Raw genomic sequence first — 18275 nt, 5'->3', positions numbered from 1 at the left:
TAACTTTTTTTTATTTTTAAAATAAAGTGTTGCATAATTTTAATTTTAATTTTATTCCAATTACTAAACATTCTATCTGACGCGTAAGAGAAAATGTCTGTAAGAAATATTACATTAATTTTTAAAATTTCAAAAAATGAAAAAACTATTATTTTTGGTTGTACTATTTCTCTGTGCAACTCCAGTTTGTGCAGCTAATTACAATCTGGGAATTCCTCCACTAAAAAGCAGTGCGGATTTGAATTTTGTGGAAGTGTATAATTTACACGAAATTGGAACGACCGAAAAAACCATAATTGAAAAGGGCGAAAATGGTAATAATTTAATTTTTAAGATCGGCTTCAATTTATCAAATAGAATCAGTTACATATATGTTTCGAATAACATTTCAAATTCGAAATTGGAAATTATGAAGCGAAATGCTAGAAGTTTAAAGACTTATCTTGCCTGTACAAAATCAAACCAGTGTTCAGATAAACCAACAAATTTTGGCGTAGTAGGTTGCTATGCAGAGTGTGCAGCGCACGAATTAGCAATATCAGAAGAGTAAGGACCAGGATCAAATTAAAAAACACATCAACTAATGGTTTGCAATAAGTTGCAAACCATTACTTTATTTTATGCAGAAATGAATATAAAAATTGATAAATTCTTTTATAATAACCGAAAAATTTTTGATGATGTAAATTTGGAGATAAACAATAAGGTTAAATATTCAGTAAGCGGTGCAAATGGGACGGGTAAAACAACACTACTAAGGATTATAATGGGTGAGATTATTGGCAACAATATCCAAATAAAAGATAAATTGAAAAATGTTCTGTATTATAGCAAGGAACTTAATGTTCTCAATGAGTTAAGCTTGATGGAGAACTTGCAAATATTTAGGAGGAATTATGACTTTGAAACTGTAGAAAAAATATGTAAAGGATTAAATTTTGTTGAAGTCAATAAAAAGATCAACCAACTTTCAGAAGGCAATAAAACAAAGGTATTGTTAATTTCAATATTATCCATAAAAAAATATAGTCTTTTGGTATTAGATGAGCCAACAGAGAATTTAGATCTGGACAGTATTTCTTTCTTGCAAAATTTTTTAATACAAATAGAAAAGCCAATCGTTTTAGTTTCTCACACTTTTGCATTTAGGGACAATATTTGTAGCACTTTTCTAGAAATTGATAATTGTAAAATTAAGATTCATGAGCGTTCTGCATCTAATTAAGAATTTATTAAAAATACGAACTCTAATATTTTCATTGATAGTTAGTTTTTTCTTTCTGTGCCTATTTTATTTTTTGTACTTAAATTCAAGTAATAGGCCATTGACGGAAAAGTTCCATCACTATTTTGGAATGGCTACAATTGTAATTTTGGGAATATTATTTTTTTCTATAACATACTTGTCATTTGTAAAATCTAATTATTTTAAATTTATTTCAATTCATTTCAAAGAAGATAAAAGTAGATTTTTAACGTATTTAATTTTACTTTTGACATTATTTTTTACCCTTGCAAGCGTTCTGTCCTATTTGATTGTTAGTCTAGTTGTAGAAAAGCAAGTTAATTGGAATATCTTAATTTTAGTTACATTTTTATTTTGTAAATTATTACTTGTCAATCTTATATGTGTTATTCTTATATTATGTTTACCAACTTTTTGGACGATTATAAGTTTGGTTTTTTATGCTTTTTTTGAGGACAGTTTATTTTTAAGTTTACAAAACACAAAATTTTCAATTATTGCAAAATTGTTGCCTTTTCAAAATTTTAATGAAATAATTTATGGAAATGCTTCTGTTTATTATTATTTATACTTTCTATTTTTATTTTTCATTTTGCACAGGTTAATTTTAAACAAAAATTTAGTTAAAATATGAAAGCAATATTAACATTTTTTTTCTTTAGCATCTCTACGCTATTATTTTCGCAGCATAGATTCGTTTATCAACTGAAATTCAAAATTGATTCAACTGATAAAACAAATATCCAGACAGAAAATTTTAATTTGGACATAAAAGATAACGCCTCATTTTTTTATTCAACAAGTTATGCTGAATATGATTCTTTAACGACGGCAAACAAGATTTCGGGAATTACTACACAGATAAAGATAGAACCGAAATTAGATTTTTTAATCAAAAAAAATTATATTACTAAAGAGATAGTTTTTAATGAACTTCTAGGAATGGATAATTTTCAAGTGATTGAGCCAAGAAAAATGAAATGGGAAATTTCGCAAGACTTTAAAACCTTGGATAATTATAAAGTACAGAAAGCAGAAACCACGTTTGCAGGAAGAACATGGATTTGTTGGTTTGCACAGGATATACCTTTTTCAGACGGGCCCTATAAATTCTCGGGCTTACCGGGTTTAATTGTGGAAGCGTATGATTCTAAAGAAGACTTCCACTTTACATTAATACAGATCGTGATACCGCAAAAAACATTTATTTCTCAATTCTATACCAATTTCGGGATAAGAACTATAGATGTTTCGTACGATGAATATATCAAAAAAAAGAAACAAATTGATGCAGATCCAACTATTTTTCTAAAACAAATGCCTGGTTTAGATAAAATTTCAAGTTCAGATTTATTAGAAATTCAGAAAGATTTTGTATCAAGTTATAGAAATAAACAAAAATTAAGAAATAATAAAATTGAACTTTCAGATTAATATTTTTGTTGAATTGAAATACTGGGGCTAATCTTCCAATTTTATTAATTAAAAATAATTATTTTTGTAAAGTCTTGTATAAAAGAAATACAGTATTCTCTGTGGATTTACATACAATTAACCTGATGTATTTCATACCCTATTTTTGGTCACTATTTCTTTTTTTCTTAAATTTATAAAAATATTTAAATTATATGTCAGATAATAAAGTTACACTTAACTATGATGGGAAATCTTTTGAATTCCCAATCATAGAAAGTACAATGGGAGATAGAGGAATAGATATTTCCAAATTAAGAGGTGATACTGGTTTAATAACTTTAGATTTAGGTTACAAAAATACAGGCGCTACAATTAGTGAAATCACTTATTTAGATGGTGACAAAGGTGAATTGTTTTACCGCGGTTATCCAATCGAACAAATTGCAGAAAAATCCACGTTTTCTGAAGTTATATATTTATTGCTTTACGGTAATTTACCCACTCAAGAACAATTTTTAAAATTTGAAAACGGTATAAAAAAATACAATTATGTGGCAGATGAAATGAAACGTTTAGTAGATGTTTTTCCTCGTTCTGCTCATCCAATGGGAGTTTTATCTTCATTAACTTCTGCATTAACAGCCTTTAATCCAAAAGCTGTAGATGTGAATTCTAAAGATGATTTAGACCACGCTGCAGAAATGTTGATCGCAAAATTTGCACATCTTTGCGCTTGGACTTATCGTAAGAAAATGGGATTACCAATCAATCACGGTGATAATAATTTGAACTATGTAGAAAATTTCTACAAAATGGTTTTCAGATTACCAAATCAGGATTTTCATATTAATCCAACTGTAGTAAATGCTTTGAATAAATTATTAATTCTACACGCAGATCACGAGCAAAACTGTTCTACTTCTACAGTGAGAATGGTTGGTTCTGCACATACAGGTTTATTCGCTTCAGTTTCTGCAGGAATTGGCGCACTTTGGGGACCACTTCACGGTGGTGCAAATCAAGCAGTAATAGAAATGCTTGAAATGATTGAAAAAGATGGAGGAGACGTAGCAAAATATGTAGAAAAAGCAAAAAATAAAGATGATAATTTCCGATTGATGGGATTTGGTCATAGAGTTTATAAAAACTTTGATCCACGAGCAAAAATCATTAAAAAAGCAGCAGATGATATTTTTGAAGATTTAGGAATTGAAGATAAAGCGTTAGATATTGCAAGACAATTAGAAAAAGTAGCTTTAGAAGATGAATATTTCATCGAAAGAAAACTCTATCCAAACGTAGATTTCTATTCCGGTATTATTTACCGCGCTTTAGGAATTCCAACTGAAATGTTTACAGTAATGTTTGCATTAGGAAGACTTCCAGGTTGGATTTCCCAATGGAAAGAAATGCGATTACACAACGATCCAATCGGTCGCCCAAGACAAGTTTATCAAGGCGCAACTCCACGTGATTATGTGGAAATGAGCAAAAGATAAATTTTTATTAAATTAATTGATTTTAATTCCCTGAAATTTTTCAGGGAATTTTTTTTGTAATTTTTTTTTGTGTAATTAATCTTTAGGTCACTGTGTGAAAAAACCATCACTTTAAATAAAAATCTCTTACCTAAATCCTAAATCCCAAAAACTAAAACCTAATTCCTTATATTTGTGTAATTCTCAATTATATGAAATCGCAATCAATCAACTTTTGATACCCTTAATTTTTTTAAAGAATTGCGATAACATAGGGCAGAAAAAAAATATATAAACTTCATATGAAACTCAACATTAAAAACGAAACAGGAAAATTAAAATCTGTCGTTCTTGGTCAACCCAGTTCAATGGGAGTTGCTCCAACTTTAGAAGAAAGTTATGACGCAAAATCATACAATACACTTCAAAATGGAAATTATCCTACAGAAAAAGATATTACTTTAGAAATGGAAGCTTTTGAAAAAGTGTTGAAAAAATATGATGTTGAAGTTCTACGTCCTGCAGTTATTCAAGATTATAACCAGGTTTTTGCGCGTGATGTTGCATTTGTGATAGAAGATAAAATGATAATTTCAAATGTTATACAAGATCGTTCTGATGAACAAGAAGCCTATCGAAAAATTTTTGAAAAAGTAAAATGGCGAGATATTATAAATTTGCCAGAAACTGCACATATAGAAGGTGGCGACGTCATTGTTTGGAATGATTTCATTTTCATTGGGACTTGTTACAGCGAAGATTATAGAAACTTTAAAACCGCACGAACCAACCAATACGCCATAGAAATTCTCAAAGAATATTTTCCTAAAAAAAGAATTTTAGATTTTGAACTCAAGAAAAATGACACCAATCCATTAGAAGGAATTTTGCATTTAGACTGCACTTTTAATCCGGTTGGAAAAGATAAATGCATCATTTACAAAGACGGTTTTGTTGATGAATCTGATTATCACTTGATTATTGATATTTTCGGGGAAGAAAACTGTTTTAATGTAACAACCGAAGAAATGTTCGAAATGAATCCCAATATTTTCTCGATTTCTCCAGAAGTCATCGTCTCCGATAAAGCATTTGCAAGATTAAATAACCACTTAAGAAACGAGTGGGGAATTACTGTTGAAGAAATTCCTTATCGGGAAATTTCCAAAATGGGCGGACTTTTGCGCTGTTCCACTTTACCTTTAATTCGAGAATAATTTTTTTTTAATTATTTGGGCGCCTATTTCCGCCTTCCGTTCACAATCTTTTTTTTTCAAATGCAAAAAAAAGGATTTCCACTCAAGTCGGGGCGCTAGAATCGCATAAAATCACTTTTTTACAAAATTTAGAAAGGCATTTACAAAAGAAGAAATCTGCATTATCTGCCCAATCTGCGAGAGAAATAAATGTTTTTTTTCGCAAAAATTTGCAGATTAAAAAAACCTTTCTATCTTTGCACCAGAAATTACGTTCTTTAAAACATCGCAACTTATTCAGAAAAGTGGAGGGAATTGACCCGATGAAACTTTGGCAACCTGTTTAGAAATAAATAAGGTGCAAAATTCAACTCGCAAAAGCGAGAAAGATAAGTCAGAAATAGAAATAAAAATATTACAATATTTATATTAAACTCTTTTGATTTTATCGAAAGAGTTTTTTTATGCTCTTTCGGTAAAACTTTTCAGAGGATAAGTTGCAAAAATTTAAAATAAATTATTTAAAATATGAGCAATTTAAAATTTGAAACCCTGCAACTTCACGCAGGTCAAACTGTAGATTCCACTACCAATTCCAGAGCCGTTCCGCTCTATCAAACCGCATGTTATACTTTTAACGATGCAGAACACGCCGCCAATCTTTTCGGTTTAAAAGAATTCGGGAATATTTATACACGTTTAATGAATCCCACAACAGATGTTTTCGAAAAAAGAGTCGCCGCTTTACACGGTGGAGTTGCAGCTTTGGCCACAAGTTCTGGTCATGCAGCACAATTTTTAGCACTCACAAATATTTTGGAAGCAGGTGATAATTTCGTGAGTTCGCCTTATTTGTACGGCGGAAGTTTTAATCAGTTTAAAGTGACTTTTAAAAAATTAGGCATTGAATGTCGTTTCGCAAAAGACGATAATCCACAAGATTTCGAAGCCCAAATTAATGATAAAACAAAAGCAATTTATCTTGAAACCATCGGAAATCCAAGTTTAAATGTTCCCGATTTTGAGGCAATTGCAGCCGTCGCTAAAAAACACGGCATTCCATTAATCGTCGATAATACTTTTGCAGCAGGCGGTTTTCTTTTTCAACCTTTAAAGCACGGCGCAAATATCGTGGTAGAATCTGCCACAAAATGGATTTGCGGACACGGAACTTCCATCGGAGGAATTATTGTAGATGGGGGAAATTTCGATTGGGGAAGCGGAAAATTTCCACAATTTTCTGAACCTTCAGAAAGTTATCACGGTTTGATTTTCTCTGATGTTTTTGGCATTAATTCCGATTTTGGAAATATCGCATTTATCATAAAAGCGAGAGTAGAAGGACTTCGGGATTTAGGTTCTGCAATTTCTCCATTTAATTCATTCCTTTTAATTCACGGCTTAGAAACTCTATCACTTCGTGTGGAAAGAACCGTTGAAAATGCGCTGAAAATCGCACAATATTTAGAAAATCATCCGAAAGTTGAAAAAGTTTTATATCCAGGTTTATCTTCATTTCCAGATTATGGAAATGCGGTGAAATATTTTAAAAATGGTTTCGGTGGCGTTTTAAGTTTTGAGTTGAAAGGTGGAAAAGAATCTGCAGTAAAATTTATTAATAATTTAGAATTAATTAGCCATGTTGCGAATGTGGGAGATTCTAAAACTTTAATTATTAATCCAGCTTCTACAACGCATGAGCAACTTTCTGAAGAAGAGCAATTGCACGCCGGAATCAAACCGGGACAAGTTCGATTAAGTCTTGGAACGGAACACATCGATGATATTTTGGAAGATATAAACCGTGGATTTTCTGCAATTTAAATAAGTTTAAACAATAGTTTTGAGAAATTTTAAAGTAGGAAATTTTAAGTTAGAATCTGCAACAGAATTGTCTAAAATTAATATTGCTTACACTATTTACGGCGATTTTGCACCATCCAAAAAAATAGTTTGGGTTTGTCACGCTTTGACGGCAAATTCCGAAGTAGAAGATTGGTGGAAAGGTTTATTTGGAAAAAATGATTTATTTAACTCTGATAAATTTACCATTATTTGTGCTAATATTTTGGGTTCTTGTTATGGAACTTCCTTTGAAATCGAAGAAAAATTACCGTTAATTTCGATTCGTGATATGGTTGAAATGCACCAAAGATTAGCGGATTTTTTAGAAATTTCTAAAATTGATTATTTAATTGGCGGTTCTCTTGGCGGAATGCAAGCTTTGGAATGGTCGGTTATAAATCCGGATTTTGTTAAAAATTTATTTTTAATTGCCACAAATGCAAAACATTCCGCGTGGGGAATTGCGTTTAATGAAGCACAAAGAATGGCGCTAAAATCTGGCAAAAATGGTATCGAAACAGCGCGCGCAATTGCGCTGCTTTCTTACCGAAATTATGAAACTTTTGAAAAAACGCAAGAAGATTCAGAAGAAAAATTAGAGAATTTTCGAGCGGCAACTTATCAAAATTATCAAGGAGAAAAATTAAAAAAGAGATTTACGAGTGAAAGTTATTGGATGTTGTCAAAATCTATGGACACGCAAAATTTAGGCAGAAATAGAATTTCAATTGAAAACGCCTTATCTAAAATTACTGCAAAAACTTTAGTAATCGGAATTGAAAGTGATATTCTATTTCCGATTTCTGAGCAACAATTTATTTCAAAACATATTCAAAACAGTCAGTTTAAAGTCCTAAAATCTCTTTACGGTCACGATGGATTTTTATTGGAAACCAAACAAATTACAGAAAACTTAAAAAAATATTTTGAAGAATTAAATTCTTAAAAATTAAAAAAAATAAATGAAAAAGAAAGAATTAAATATTGGATTATTCGGGTATGGCGTGGTCGGAAGCGGTTTGTATGAAGTACTTCATCAAGCAAAAAATTTAGATGCAACCATCAAAAAGATTGTGGTAAAACACCCAGAAAAAAAGCGGAATATTTCTGCAGAACATTTTTCTTATGACAAATTTGATATTCTGAATGACGAAGAAATTAACACGGTTGTAGAATTAATTGATGATTCTGAAGCGGCTTTTGAAATTGTAAAAATTGCAATGGAAAAAGGAAAATCTGTGGTTTCGGCAAATAAAAAAATGCTCGCGGAACATTTTAAAGAAATATATGATTTGCAGAAAAAACACCAAGTTTCATTTCTTTACGAAGCCTCGGTTTGTGGCAGCATTCCGATTATCAGGAATTTGGAAGAATATTATAATAATGATTTTCTGGAATCTTTGGAGGGAATTGTAAATGGTTCTACCAATTATATCTTAAGTAAAATTCACCATGAAAATGTAGAATTTCCTGCTGCTTTAAAAGAAGCGCAGGAATTAGGTTACGCAGAAAGCAATCCGATTTTAGACACGGGCGGATTTGATGCACGTTCAAAATTGCAAATTTTATTAGCCCATTCTTTTGGGATTATCACAAAACCCGATGAGGTTTTTAATGTTGGAATCCAAAATTTATCTGCTCTGGAATTGGCTTATGCAAAAGAAAAAAATCTCCAAATAAAATTATTGGTCTATTCACATAAGAAAAATGATACTGAAATTATTGCTTTGGTTATTCCAAAATTTATTTCTAAAGATGATTCTTTTTCTACGGTAAATGATGTCTTTAATGGTGTAAAAGTTCAAACTGCTTTTGCAGATAAACAGTTTTTTTCTGGTCGAGGTGCGGGTTCATTTCCCACGGCGAGTGCGGTTTTATCAGATATTTCTGCTTTGAGTTTTGATTATAAATACGAGTATAAAAAAATCGAACGCAATGAGGGTTTTCGGTTGACGGAAGATTTTAATTTAAAAGTTTTATTTCGACATTCGGTAGAACAAAGTGAAATTTTCCGTCCGTATTTTGAAGAAATAGAAGAATTTTATGGCAATAAAACCGACGCTTATTTTATTGGCGTTCTAAGTTTTAAAAATTTAAAGAAGATTTCAAATGAAAATCCAAATGATGTTTCTTTTGTTTTGATTGATTTGTGCTAAAGGATAAACCACAAAGTCACAAAGTTTTCACTAAGTATTAAGGAAAATAATCACCCTAAAAAAGCATAAAACTTTGTGTCCCTTTGTGATTAAAAATTTATTTAAAACTTTGTGAATTTGTGGTAAAATCTACACAGAAAACCGTTTTAGTTTTCTAATTTCTTCATCATTTGCAAACTGTTCATAACTTGGAATTGCAGAAGAATGGAAGAAATTTCCCTTAGTATTTTCTTTTAAAAATTCAATATTTTCTGAACGTACATTTCCGCCTATAAGAATATTGATTTTATCAGAATATTTTTCAATTAATTTCTTTAAATTTTCAACACCTTCTTTCGCCGTTTTTTCTCCACCGGAAGTCAAAACATTTTCAAAACCTATTTTAATTAATTTTTCGCAAGATTTTTCTAAATTTTTTGTGCGGTCAAAAGCGCGGTGAAATGTGCAGGGAACTGGTTTTGCAAGTTCAACTAAAAAAGTATTTCTTTCTACATCAACTTCATTATTCTCATCTAAAATTCCGAAAACAAAACCATCTGCATTCCAAGATTTAAATAACTCAATGCTTTTTATCATTGCACTAAATTCTGCTGAATCATAGAAAAAACCACCTCCTTTTGGGCGAATCATCACATAAATTGGTTTAAGAAATTTTTCTTTTAAATATTTAAACTCTTCAATTTCTGGCGTAATTCCACCCAAAGTAATTTCATCACAAAATTCTATTCTATCTGCGGAAGATTGAAGCGCAATTTCAGCGGAAGTGATTTCAAAACAAGCGATTTCTAACATATCGTAAAGTTAAATTAAATTAAATAAGGAGAATCAATTAGTTTATTTTCTTTCGCGTCATGAATAGCGTAATTAAATCCTTTTTGTAAACAAAAAGCGCCAGTTTCTCCATTTTTATTCAGCGCAATGAAACCAATTTGTAAATCTTTTGGGTTTTTCTTTCTTAAAATAATTAATTTGTAAATTCTTTTTACTGCTTCTTCACAGGCTTCTTGCGGTGTTTTTCCTTGTCGCATAAGTTCTACCACCAAATGAGTTCCGCAAGTTCGGATGACTTCTTCGCCTTGTCCGGTTGCAGTTGCAGCCCCAATTTCATTATCCACGTAAAGTTCCGCTCCAATAATTGGAGAATCTCCAACTCTTCCGTGCATTTTAAAAGCCATTCCAGAAGTGGTACACGCACCGGAAAGATTTCCAAATTCATCTAAAGCAATCATTCCTATTGTATCGTGATTTTCAACATTTACAATTGGTTTATATTCCGAAGTTTTTAACCATTCTTGCCATTCTTTTCTAGAATCTTCTGTGAGTAAATTTTCTTTTTTAAAACCTTGAGAAAGGGCAAATTCCAAAGCACCTTCTCCAACAAGCATCACGTGAGGCGTTTTTTCCATTACAGCTCTTGCAACAGAAATTGGATGAACAATGTGTTCTAAACACGCAACAGAACCAATATTTCCCATTTCATCCATTATACAAGCGTCTAAAGTAACGTGTCCATCGCGATCTGGTCTTCCGCCCAAACCGACACTTCTTTCATTTGGATCGCCTTCACAAAGTTGAACACCTGCTTCAACCGCATCTAAAGATTTTCCGTTTTTTGACAAAATTTTCCAAGCTATTTCATTCGATTGTAAACCAAAGTTCCAAGTAGAAAGAACAACAGGTTTTCTTATTTTGGAAGATTTATTTGCTAAAATTTCTATTGCTTTTAATGGATTTAAAGCCAAAATACCAGAAATAATTCCAGCTTTTTTAATAAATTTTCTTCTGTTTTCCATAAAAATATTTTCTGAGGCTTTAAATGTTTTTTCTTGCTTTAAAATATGTACTAAAAATACTCAAAATTATTTAAATTTGCATCAATTCAAATTTATACAATGCAAACTACAGATACTGTTTTAATGATTGAGCCCGTAAATTTTGGCTTTAACGCAGAAACAGCAAAAAACAATTATTTTCAAACCAATGCAGAAAATGGAAATACGCAAGAAAAAGCCTTGGAAGAATTCAACCAATTTGTAGCAAAACTTCGTGCGAAAAAAATAAATGTAATTACCGTAAAAGACAGTTCCGATACTTACACGCCAGATTCTATTTTCCCGAATAATTGGGTGAGTTTCGATACAAATGGAAAAGCTTTTTTATATCCAATGTTTGCTAAAAATAGAAGATTAGAAAGAAGACCAGAAATTTTGGAAGTTGTTAAAAATGCGGGTTTCGAGATTAGTGATATTGTAGATTTATCAAAATCTGAAAATGAAAATATATTTTTGGAAGGAACTGGAAGTATTATTTTTGACCACGATAAAAAATTAGCTTATGGTTCAGTTTCATTGAGATTAGATGAAAATTTATTTAGAGATTTGTGTAAAAAAATTGGTTATGAACCTGTAGTTTTTCATTCTTTTCAAACTGCAAATGGAGAAAGATTGCCAATTTATCACACCAATGTGATGATGTGTGTCGCAGAAGATTTTGTAGTGATTTGCTTAGATTGTATTGATGTGAAAATTGAACGAGAAAAAGTAGTTGAAGTCATTAAAAATTCAGGAAAAGAATTAATTGAAATTTCTGAAAACCAAATGCATCAGTTTGCGGGAAATATGCTACAACTGCATAATTCTGAAGGTGAAAAGTTTTTAATAATGTCTGAAACAGCTTTTAAATCTTTGACGAAACAACAAATTGAAGCTATTGAAAACTATTGTGAAATTATTTATGCAGATTTAGAAACCATCGAAACCAACGGCGGCGGAAGCGCGAGATGTATGTTGGCTGAAGTTTTTTTACCGAAAATTTAAGAATAAAATTTAATGTAAAGTGGCAAAGATTTAAATTGTTTTTTCAATTCGTATAAATTTAAAAAGAAACAAAACCACCGAAAAATTTCGGTGGTTTTTTGAAAAAATTAATAATGAAAATTTAATTTTAGTTTAAGTTCTATCTTTTATGGCATCATTTGCGTTTTCTGTTTTTCTTACTTTTTGCACTTTTTTATTTCCGAAATTGTAAGTTACCTTTAAACTCAAACTTTGATTGTAACGGTTTTGATCTACACTATTGAAATAACCTGAACTTTGAACTTCTTTAAATTTAACTTCATTGGTGTTAAAAATATCATTTACTTCAAAGAGAAACGTCCAATCTTTATAGATTTTTTTAACGGATAAATTTAAACTTTGAATGGTGTTTAATTTACCTAATTCTATTTCTTGAGGAGAAAGGAAAAAATAATTCACTCCTAGAAACCAATCTTTTTTCGCAGATAATCTAATGTTGTTATTGAGCTCTAAACTATAAAAGAAGGTGTTTTTATTGACTTCGTAAGTTGGAAAATCTTCATTTGTAATTGGATCTTTTGAAACAGAACCTTTGAAGATATTATAATTTAAATTCACACTATTATTTGCAGACCAAATTCCTTTAAAGAATGTTTTTTGCATTCCAATTGAAGCGCTCATTTCTTGCTTATCTCCGTAGTTAGTTCGTATGTAACGTAATTCTGTATCCCCATTTCCATTGGTTTTTTGTAATGGAATTTGCTCACTTACATCTTTCACATAACTGTGGTTTAATACTAAAAAGTAGGAACTTTTATACATATAATTCAACTCTTGTGTATAATAAGTTGAAGCTTTCATGAAAGGATTATTTTGGATATAATTAGTTTCAGTCATATATATTCTTGTAGGATTTAGTTCCCAAAAAGAAGGTCTTCTAATTCTACTAGAAAAAGTGTAAGAAAGCGTATTGTCTTTATTAAAATTATAATTTGCAGAAGCGTAAGGTAAAAAATCAGTGTAATTATTTTTAAAATGATAATAAGGATCAGATTTATTAATAACATTTCCTTCATTATGAGTCAATTCTACTCTTGTACCAATTTTCCCAGAAAACTTCTCGCTAAATGTTTTTTCGAACGTTGCGTAAAGAGCAGAAATATTTTCTAAATAGATGAAATGATTAGATTGATTATCATCTTTCCCAGAAGGTGGAATTAAATTTTCAAAATAAGTGTCATTATCAGTTTTGGTATGGTTGTAATTTCCACCAAAAGAAAGCGTTGTTTCTTTATTTAATTTCTGAATATAATCTGCTTGAAAGCCTAAATTATCTACTTTTTGGGGTGTTTTCTGCAAAAATTTAGCATTAATATTTTGATTATATAAATTGGTTGTAATGTTTATGTTTTGTTGTAAACGTTTAAAATTTAAATAAGATCCATTCATAGTGAGTTTGCTTCCTTCTTCGTCGGTCTTTATTTCGTAATTTAAATTTAAAGAATGACTTCTAGAATGTGCATCTTCAACGTTTGAAGTATTCGTTTTTTTGATAGTTTTTGTCGTGAAATCTTGTGAAGTATTATTCAAATTTGAGCGGGAATTATTGCTCCAATTAAATCTTGTATTATAAGAAAGTCCTATACTTTGCATTGGAGTAAGCTCATAATCTAAATTGATGTAGCCTCCTAAATTTATATTCGGATCTGTTATAGAACCTACAGTTTCATTTTTATAGGTATTATTTCCGTTACTAAGCGTGTAAAATTGTTGTTGTTTTGAGAGACTGGAATAAATATTTCCATTTGCTCCAAATTTTCCTTTTCGGTAATTTAAACTCAAAGCCGCATATGGATTATTGAAATAAGATTGTTGATCACTCATTTTCAAAGTTCCGTTCAAACCATCGGTTTGTTTTTTCTTTAGAATAATATTAATAATTCCGTCATTACTTTCCACTTGAAATTCCGAAGAAGGAACAGTAATAATTTCTATTTTTGATAAATTTTCGGAAGGCATATTTTTCAACATTTCCACTACAGATTCTGCATCCATATTAGTTTTTTTTCCGTTGATGTAAATAATCGCATTGTTTTTTCCTAAAATTTTTAAAGTGGTATTATCAGTTGAAGAAACCAAAGGTGTTTCTTTTAACAAATCAAAAGCAGTCGTTCCTTTTGCGATGGGAGAATGTGCCACATCAAAAATCATACGGTCTGCTTTTTTCTCAAATACACGTTTTGTCATGACAACTTCATCTATCTTTTTAGATTGAGTTGAATCTTTTTTTGCGCTTTCTTGTGCGAATAAAATTGAGCTTGCAAGAACAGCGAGAGAAGTAATTAAAATTTTCATAGGTAATTGTTTTAAAAAAATAAAAGTCGCCGTTATTAGTTTTTGTGATTTTGGTTATCAGTTTTTTGCGACTTTTATTTTGAGTTGTTTTGTTTTCTTACTAATTGATACTGCAAAGATATATAAATAAATTAGTATTATGCAATACAAAGTAGTAAAATTATTTATTGTATCTATTTAAGTCATTGATTTTCAACGGAAAAAATTTAGCTTAGACTTAAATTAGTTTCTAATGAATAGACAATTCAACTCATAAAATTATTACATGATCAAAAAATTTTCCTTTAATTTCTTTTATTTTAAACAAAAAAATGCTGAAAATTAATTCAGCATTTTAAATATTTAAAAAAGTTTTTAGAAATTACTTTTTCCCCGCCGCTTGCATTGGGTTAACTTTTCCACCAGAAGCGCCTCTACTTGCATTTGCAATTTTTTGTTTAAACACTTCAAATTTAGAAGTTGGAGCAGGAATTTCTCCCCAATAATTATTTGAAGTATCAATATCTGCAGTTTCTTTCATTGGATCCAACTGTATTGATTTTAATTTTTTATCGAAATAATAAGTTTTAGAAACTTTATTTTCGTTTTTACGCCAAATTTGAGCAGAAGATTTATCGTTTAATTTTGAACCATCTTCAAAAGTAAATTCTAAAATTATAGGCATTACCAAACCTCCTTTGTTGCTAAAATCAATTTGATAGCCGTAGATATTTTTTAATTTTGCTTGATCTTTTGCGTCTGCTTTAGCAAAATAATCAACTTCAAAATCATATTTTTTGTCTGTATCTACTTTTTCCATTCCGCGGTCATAACGATAGTAAAAATCTTGTACATCTTTATCTTGATCTGCTGCAAATTTTATGTTTTTATCGTTTCGGTTTCTCACTTTTGAAATGTCATCAAAACTTGGAGTCATTGCTTTATCAACAGAGTAAGACATTTTTCTAGCTTTCGGTTCTTCACTAAAATCAGGAGTTGCAACAGTTACTTTATCAATAGAAATATCAACAGGATCTATTCCATAAAACCAACCGCGCCAAAACCAATCTAGGTTTTCTGCACTTGCATCATTCATTGTTCTAAAAAAATCTGCCGGTTCTGGATGTTTAAAAGCCCATCTTTTTGCATAAGTTTTAAAAGCTTTATCAAACAAATCTCTTCCCATAATGGTTTCTCTTAAAATATTTAAACCAGTTGCGGGTTTAGAATATGCATTTGGACCAAACTGAACAATATTTTCTGAGTTTGTCATAATCGGTTCCAACTGATCTTTTGGCAATTTCATGTAATCTACAATTGTATGAGCAGGACCACGTTTTGAAGGAAATTTATTATCCCATTTTTCTTCAGTTAAATATTCTACAAAAGTATTCAAACCTTCGTCCATCCAAGTCCATTGTCTTTCGTCTGAATTCACAATCATTGGGAAAAAATTATGTCCCACTTCATGAATAATTACGCCGATCATTCCATTTTTAATTCCTTCAGAATAAGTTCCATCTTTTTCGGTACGTCCATAATTAAAACAGATCATCGGATATTCCATTCCATTTGCTGCTTCAATTGATTGTGCAACTGGATATGGATATGGAATTGTAAATTCTGAATAAGTTTTAATTGTATGTGCGACTAATTTCGTAGAATATTTTCTGTATAATCCGTAAGCTTCTTTTGGATATAAACTCATTGCCATTACTTCATTTTTATTTTCGGGAATCATTACTTTCATTCCGTCCCAAATAAATTTTCTAGAAGAAGTCCAAGCAAAATCTCTTACATCGTTTGCTTCAAATTTCCAAATTTTTCGTTCTTTAGATTTATGTTTTTCTGCATTTTTAGCTTCTGCTAAAGTTACAATTTCCACAGGTTCTGAAGCATTTTGCGCTTTTTCCCATCTTGCAAATTGTGCGCTTGAAAGAACATCTTTGTAATTTTTTCCTTGTCCAGTTCCCGCTACAATATGATCTGCAGGAACATTCATTGAAACTTTAAAATTCCCAAATTCCAGTGCAAATTCACCACGACCTGTGAACTGATTATTTTGCCATCCTTTAAAATCACTGTAAACGCACATTCTTGGGTACCATTGTGTCATTGTATAAAGATCATTCCCATCTTCTGGAAAATATTCATAACCACCGCGTCCGCCTTTTTCTATTCGGTTTGGGATGTTATAATTCCAATCTATTTTAAAAACTAATTTCTCTCCTTTTTTCAATATCTTTGGTAAATCAATTCGCATCATGGTTTTGTTTACGGTATAAGAAAGCGGAGTTCCATCCGCAAGAGTTACTTTTTCTAGATTCACACCATAACCATTATCTTTTTCTGGCAAATTGGAGATTTCTAATCGTTCAGTTGTTGTTATTTTTGGCAACGTAGAATTACTATCATACGCAGCGTTTTTAACAGAAGATTGCTCATTTTCATCTAATTGCAACCAAAGATAATCCAAATCATCTGGTGAATTATTATAATAAGTTATGGTTTCTGAACCTTTTAAATTTCTTTTATCTTCATCTAAATAAGCGGAAATATCATAATCCGCACGATTCGCCCAATATCCATGTCCCGGTGCGCCAGACGCTGTTCTGTAAATATTTGGCGAAGGCAAAATCGTACCTAAAGCTTCAAATTTATTACCGTGATTACTTGTTGGATTGTTTTTAATATCCTGAGCAAAAAAGCTTATCGGAATTAATAAAGAAATTAGAAGCGATTTTAAATTCATGTTTTTAAAGGTTTTTGTAGATGATAATCAATGAGTTCAAAATTAAATAAAATAATTGAATTTTAAGAAATTTTTATGATTGTGCAAAAGGAATTCTCTCAATCGCCATTGAAAGTGAAATTAAAAAAGCGATTGCAGAAGCAATAATTAACCAATATTTTTTATCTAATTTGAAATATTTCATTAGTAAAAATTCTAAAACTAAGATTAGAATCACAACTGCAATTTGCCCAAATTCTAAACCAATATTAAATCCAAAAAGTGGAGCGGCGATGTTTTGTTCGCTCGCAATCATCATTCTTGCAGAATTTGCAAAACCCATTCCGTGAATGAGACCAAAAATTAAAGCCAATAAATAATTAAGTTTCATTAATTTTTGGGTGTTTTTGAACATTAAAATATTTCCTATAGAAGTTAACACGATTGTTATAGGAATTAGAAATTCCACCCAATTACTCGGAAATCTCACAACATCTAAAATACTTAAAACCAAAGTAAAAGAATGTCCGATTGTAAATGCTGTTACTAAAATCAATACTTTTTTTAAATCTTTTAAAGTATAAACGGCGACCAAAGCCAAAATAAATAATTGATGATCTAATGCATCCCATGAAATAATATGCGACCAACCGAGGTTTAAATAAAATAAAAAATCCTGCATTCCATTAAAATTTTTGAAAAGCGATTATACGAATTTTATTTTAACTTTGTATAAAATCAAAAGAGATGAATTTAACCATTGAGATAGAAAATAAAGAAGATTTTCCTTTCATTAAAAAATTAATGGAAAACTTAAAAGGGGTGAAAATTGTAAATAGACCTTATGATGAAAACATTTCTGATGAACTTCCGCTAAATGTTCAAGAAGCCTTGGAAAATTATGCGGATAATTTAAAAGATGAAGATTGCATTTCTAAAGAAGAATTTTTTCAATTTGTTGATAGTGAAATATGCAGGTTAAACTCTCGAAAATAGCAAAAAAAATCACTTCAAGATAATATCGATTTTCTTGAGTTTAATTGGAAAGATAAAGAAATAATTAACTTTCTTATAGATG

At 30.5% G+C, this 18275-nt stretch carries 15 protein-coding genes and 1 riboswitch; of the genes, 10 read left to right on the top strand and 5 right to left on the bottom strand.

Going from position 1 to position 18275, the window contains the following annotated elements:
- The first annotated feature begins 136 nt into the window (after positions 1-136).
- The 8 genes from ACN0WB_RS08650 to ACN0WB_RS08615 all read left to right on the top strand — a co-directional run bounded on the left by ACN0WB_RS08650 (position 137) and on the right by ACN0WB_RS08615 (position 9337).
- Positions 137-550 carry a hypothetical protein gene (locus ACN0WB_RS08650; RefSeq protein WP_417430845.1) on the top strand — a complete coding sequence of 138 codons (414 nt, stop codon included), beginning with the start codon at positions 137-139 and terminating at the stop codon, positions 548-550.
- Between the two features lie 48 nt (positions 551-598).
- A complete protein-coding gene (locus ACN0WB_RS08645; RefSeq protein WP_417430843.1) occupies positions 599-1225 on the top strand; it encodes an ATP-binding cassette domain-containing protein in 627 nt (208 codons plus the stop codon).
- Positions 1226-1876: 651 nt separating this feature from the next.
- Positions 1877-2680 (top strand): GLPGLI family protein, encoded by an 804-nt coding sequence (locus tag ACN0WB_RS08640; RefSeq protein WP_417430841.1) that lies wholly within the window; start codon positions 1877-1879, stop codon positions 2678-2680.
- Positions 2681-2874: 194 nt separating this feature from the next.
- A complete protein-coding gene (locus ACN0WB_RS08635) occupies positions 2875-4161 on the top strand; it encodes a citrate synthase (RefSeq protein ID WP_417430839.1) in 1287 nt (428 codons plus the stop codon).
- 281 nt (positions 4162-4442) lie between these two features.
- A complete protein-coding gene (locus tag ACN0WB_RS08630) occupies positions 4443-5357 on the top strand; it encodes a dimethylarginine dimethylaminohydrolase family protein (protein ID WP_417430837.1) in 915 nt (304 codons plus the stop codon).
- A 269-nt stretch (positions 5358-5626) separates the two neighbouring features.
- A riboswitch (SAM riboswitch) is annotated at positions 5627-5732 on the top strand.
- Between the two features lie 132 nt (positions 5733-5864).
- Positions 5865-7160, top strand: coding sequence for an O-acetylhomoserine aminocarboxypropyltransferase/cysteine synthase family protein (locus ACN0WB_RS08625; RefSeq protein ID WP_417430835.1), 1296 nt, complete (start codon positions 5865-5867; stop codon positions 7158-7160).
- Between the two features lie 19 nt (positions 7161-7179).
- Positions 7180-8127, top strand: coding sequence for a homoserine O-acetyltransferase family protein (locus tag ACN0WB_RS08620; RefSeq protein ID WP_417430833.1), 948 nt, complete (start codon positions 7180-7182; stop codon positions 8125-8127).
- A 16-nt stretch (positions 8128-8143) separates the two neighbouring features.
- A complete protein-coding gene (locus tag ACN0WB_RS08615) occupies positions 8144-9337 on the top strand; it encodes a homoserine dehydrogenase (protein ID WP_417430831.1) in 1194 nt (397 codons plus the stop codon).
- Positions 9338-9466: 129 nt separating this feature from the next.
- Here ACN0WB_RS08615 and ACN0WB_RS08610 read toward each other — a convergent pair whose 3' ends face one another.
- On the bottom strand, positions 9467-10129 hold the full coding sequence (locus ACN0WB_RS08610; protein ID WP_417430829.1) for a copper homeostasis protein CutC: 663 nt from the start codon (positions 10127-10129) through the stop codon (positions 9467-9469).
- A gap of 14 nt (positions 10130-10143) precedes the next feature.
- Positions 10144-11130, bottom strand: a complete 987-nt coding sequence (locus ACN0WB_RS08605; protein WP_417430827.1) for a N(4)-(beta-N-acetylglucosaminyl)-L-asparaginase — start codon at positions 11128-11130, stop codon at positions 10144-10146.
- Positions 11131-11229: 99 nt separating this feature from the next.
- Between ACN0WB_RS08605 and ctlX the strand changes: the two genes are divergently transcribed.
- Positions 11230-12153: a citrulline utilization hydrolase CtlX gene (gene ctlX, locus ACN0WB_RS08600; RefSeq protein WP_417430825.1), complete on the top strand. Its 924-nt coding sequence runs from the start codon at positions 11230-11232 to the stop codon at positions 12151-12153.
- 132 nt (positions 12154-12285) lie between these two features.
- On the opposite strand, the gene ACN0WB_RS08595 is transcribed toward ctlX, so the two are convergent.
- From ACN0WB_RS08595 to ACN0WB_RS08585, 3 genes are all read right to left on the bottom strand, one after another.
- A complete protein-coding gene (locus ACN0WB_RS08595; RefSeq protein WP_417430823.1) occupies positions 12286-14487 on the bottom strand; it encodes an outer membrane beta-barrel family protein in 2202 nt (733 codons plus the stop codon).
- Positions 14488-14848: 361 nt separating this feature from the next.
- Positions 14849-17218 (bottom strand): M1 family metallopeptidase, encoded by a 2370-nt coding sequence (locus ACN0WB_RS08590; protein ID WP_417430821.1) that lies wholly within the window; start codon positions 17216-17218, stop codon positions 14849-14851.
- Between the two features lie 73 nt (positions 17219-17291).
- Positions 17292-17879, bottom strand: a complete 588-nt coding sequence (locus ACN0WB_RS08585; protein WP_417430819.1) for a HupE/UreJ family protein — start codon at positions 17877-17879, stop codon at positions 17292-17294.
- A 65-nt stretch (positions 17880-17944) separates the two neighbouring features.
- Here ACN0WB_RS08585 and ACN0WB_RS08580 point away from each other — a divergent pair, with 65 nt between their 5' ends.
- The gene (locus tag ACN0WB_RS08580) at positions 17945-18193 is read left to right on the top strand and encodes a hypothetical protein (protein WP_417430817.1); all 249 of its coding nucleotides are present in this window, start codon (positions 17945-17947) and stop codon (positions 18191-18193) included.
- Positions 18194-18275: the final 82 nt, after the last annotated feature.

The organism is Halpernia sp. (assembly GCF_048269545.1).
Taxonomy (GTDB): domain Bacteria; phylum Bacteroidota; class Bacteroidia; order Flavobacteriales; family Weeksellaceae; genus Halpernia.
Note: the sequence above shows the minus strand (reverse complement) of the source record. Positions and strands in the feature narration are given on the sequence as shown.

Bases quoted from the DNA above. Each gene is read 5' to 3' on its own strand.
- ACN0WB_RS08650 (WP_417430845.1), top strand. From the start codon at position 137: ATGAAAAAACTATTATTTTTGGTTGTACTATTTCTCTGTGCAACTCCA.
- ACN0WB_RS08640 (WP_417430841.1), top strand. From the start codon at position 1,877: ATGAAAGCAATATTAACATTTTTTTTCTTTAGCATCTCTACGCTATTA.
- ACN0WB_RS08635 (WP_417430839.1), top strand. From the start codon at position 2,875: ATGTCAGATAATAAAGTTACACTTAACTATGATGGGAAATCTTTTGAA.
- ACN0WB_RS08630 (WP_417430837.1), top strand. From the start codon at position 4,443: ATGAAACTCAACATTAAAAACGAAACAGGAAAATTAAAATCTGTCGTT.
- ACN0WB_RS08625 (WP_417430835.1), top strand. From the start codon at position 5,865: ATGAGCAATTTAAAATTTGAAACCCTGCAACTTCACGCAGGTCAAACT.
- ACN0WB_RS08615 (WP_417430831.1), top strand. From the start codon at position 8,144: ATGAAAAAGAAAGAATTAAATATTGGATTATTCGGGTATGGCGTGGTC.
- ACN0WB_RS08610 (WP_417430829.1), bottom strand. From the start codon at position 10,129: ATGTTAGAAATCGCTTGTTTTGAAATCACTTCCGCTGAAATTGCGCTT.
- ACN0WB_RS08605 (WP_417430827.1), bottom strand. From the start codon at position 11,130: ATGGAAAACAGAAGAAAATTTATTAAAAAAGCTGGAATTATTTCTGGT.
- ctlX (WP_417430825.1), top strand. From the start codon at position 11,230: ATGCAAACTACAGATACTGTTTTAATGATTGAGCCCGTAAATTTTGGC.
- ACN0WB_RS08595 (WP_417430823.1), bottom strand. From the start codon at position 14,487: ATGAAAATTTTAATTACTTCTCTCGCTGTTCTTGCAAGCTCAATTTTA.
- ACN0WB_RS08590 (WP_417430821.1), bottom strand. From the start codon at position 17,218: ATGAATTTAAAATCGCTTCTAATTTCTTTATTAATTCCGATAAGCTTT.
- ACN0WB_RS08585 (WP_417430819.1), bottom strand. From the start codon at position 17,879: ATGCAGGATTTTTTATTTTATTTAAACCTCGGTTGGTCGCATATTATT.
- ACN0WB_RS08580 (WP_417430817.1), top strand. From the start codon at position 17,945: ATGAATTTAACCATTGAGATAGAAAATAAAGAAGATTTTCCTTTCATT.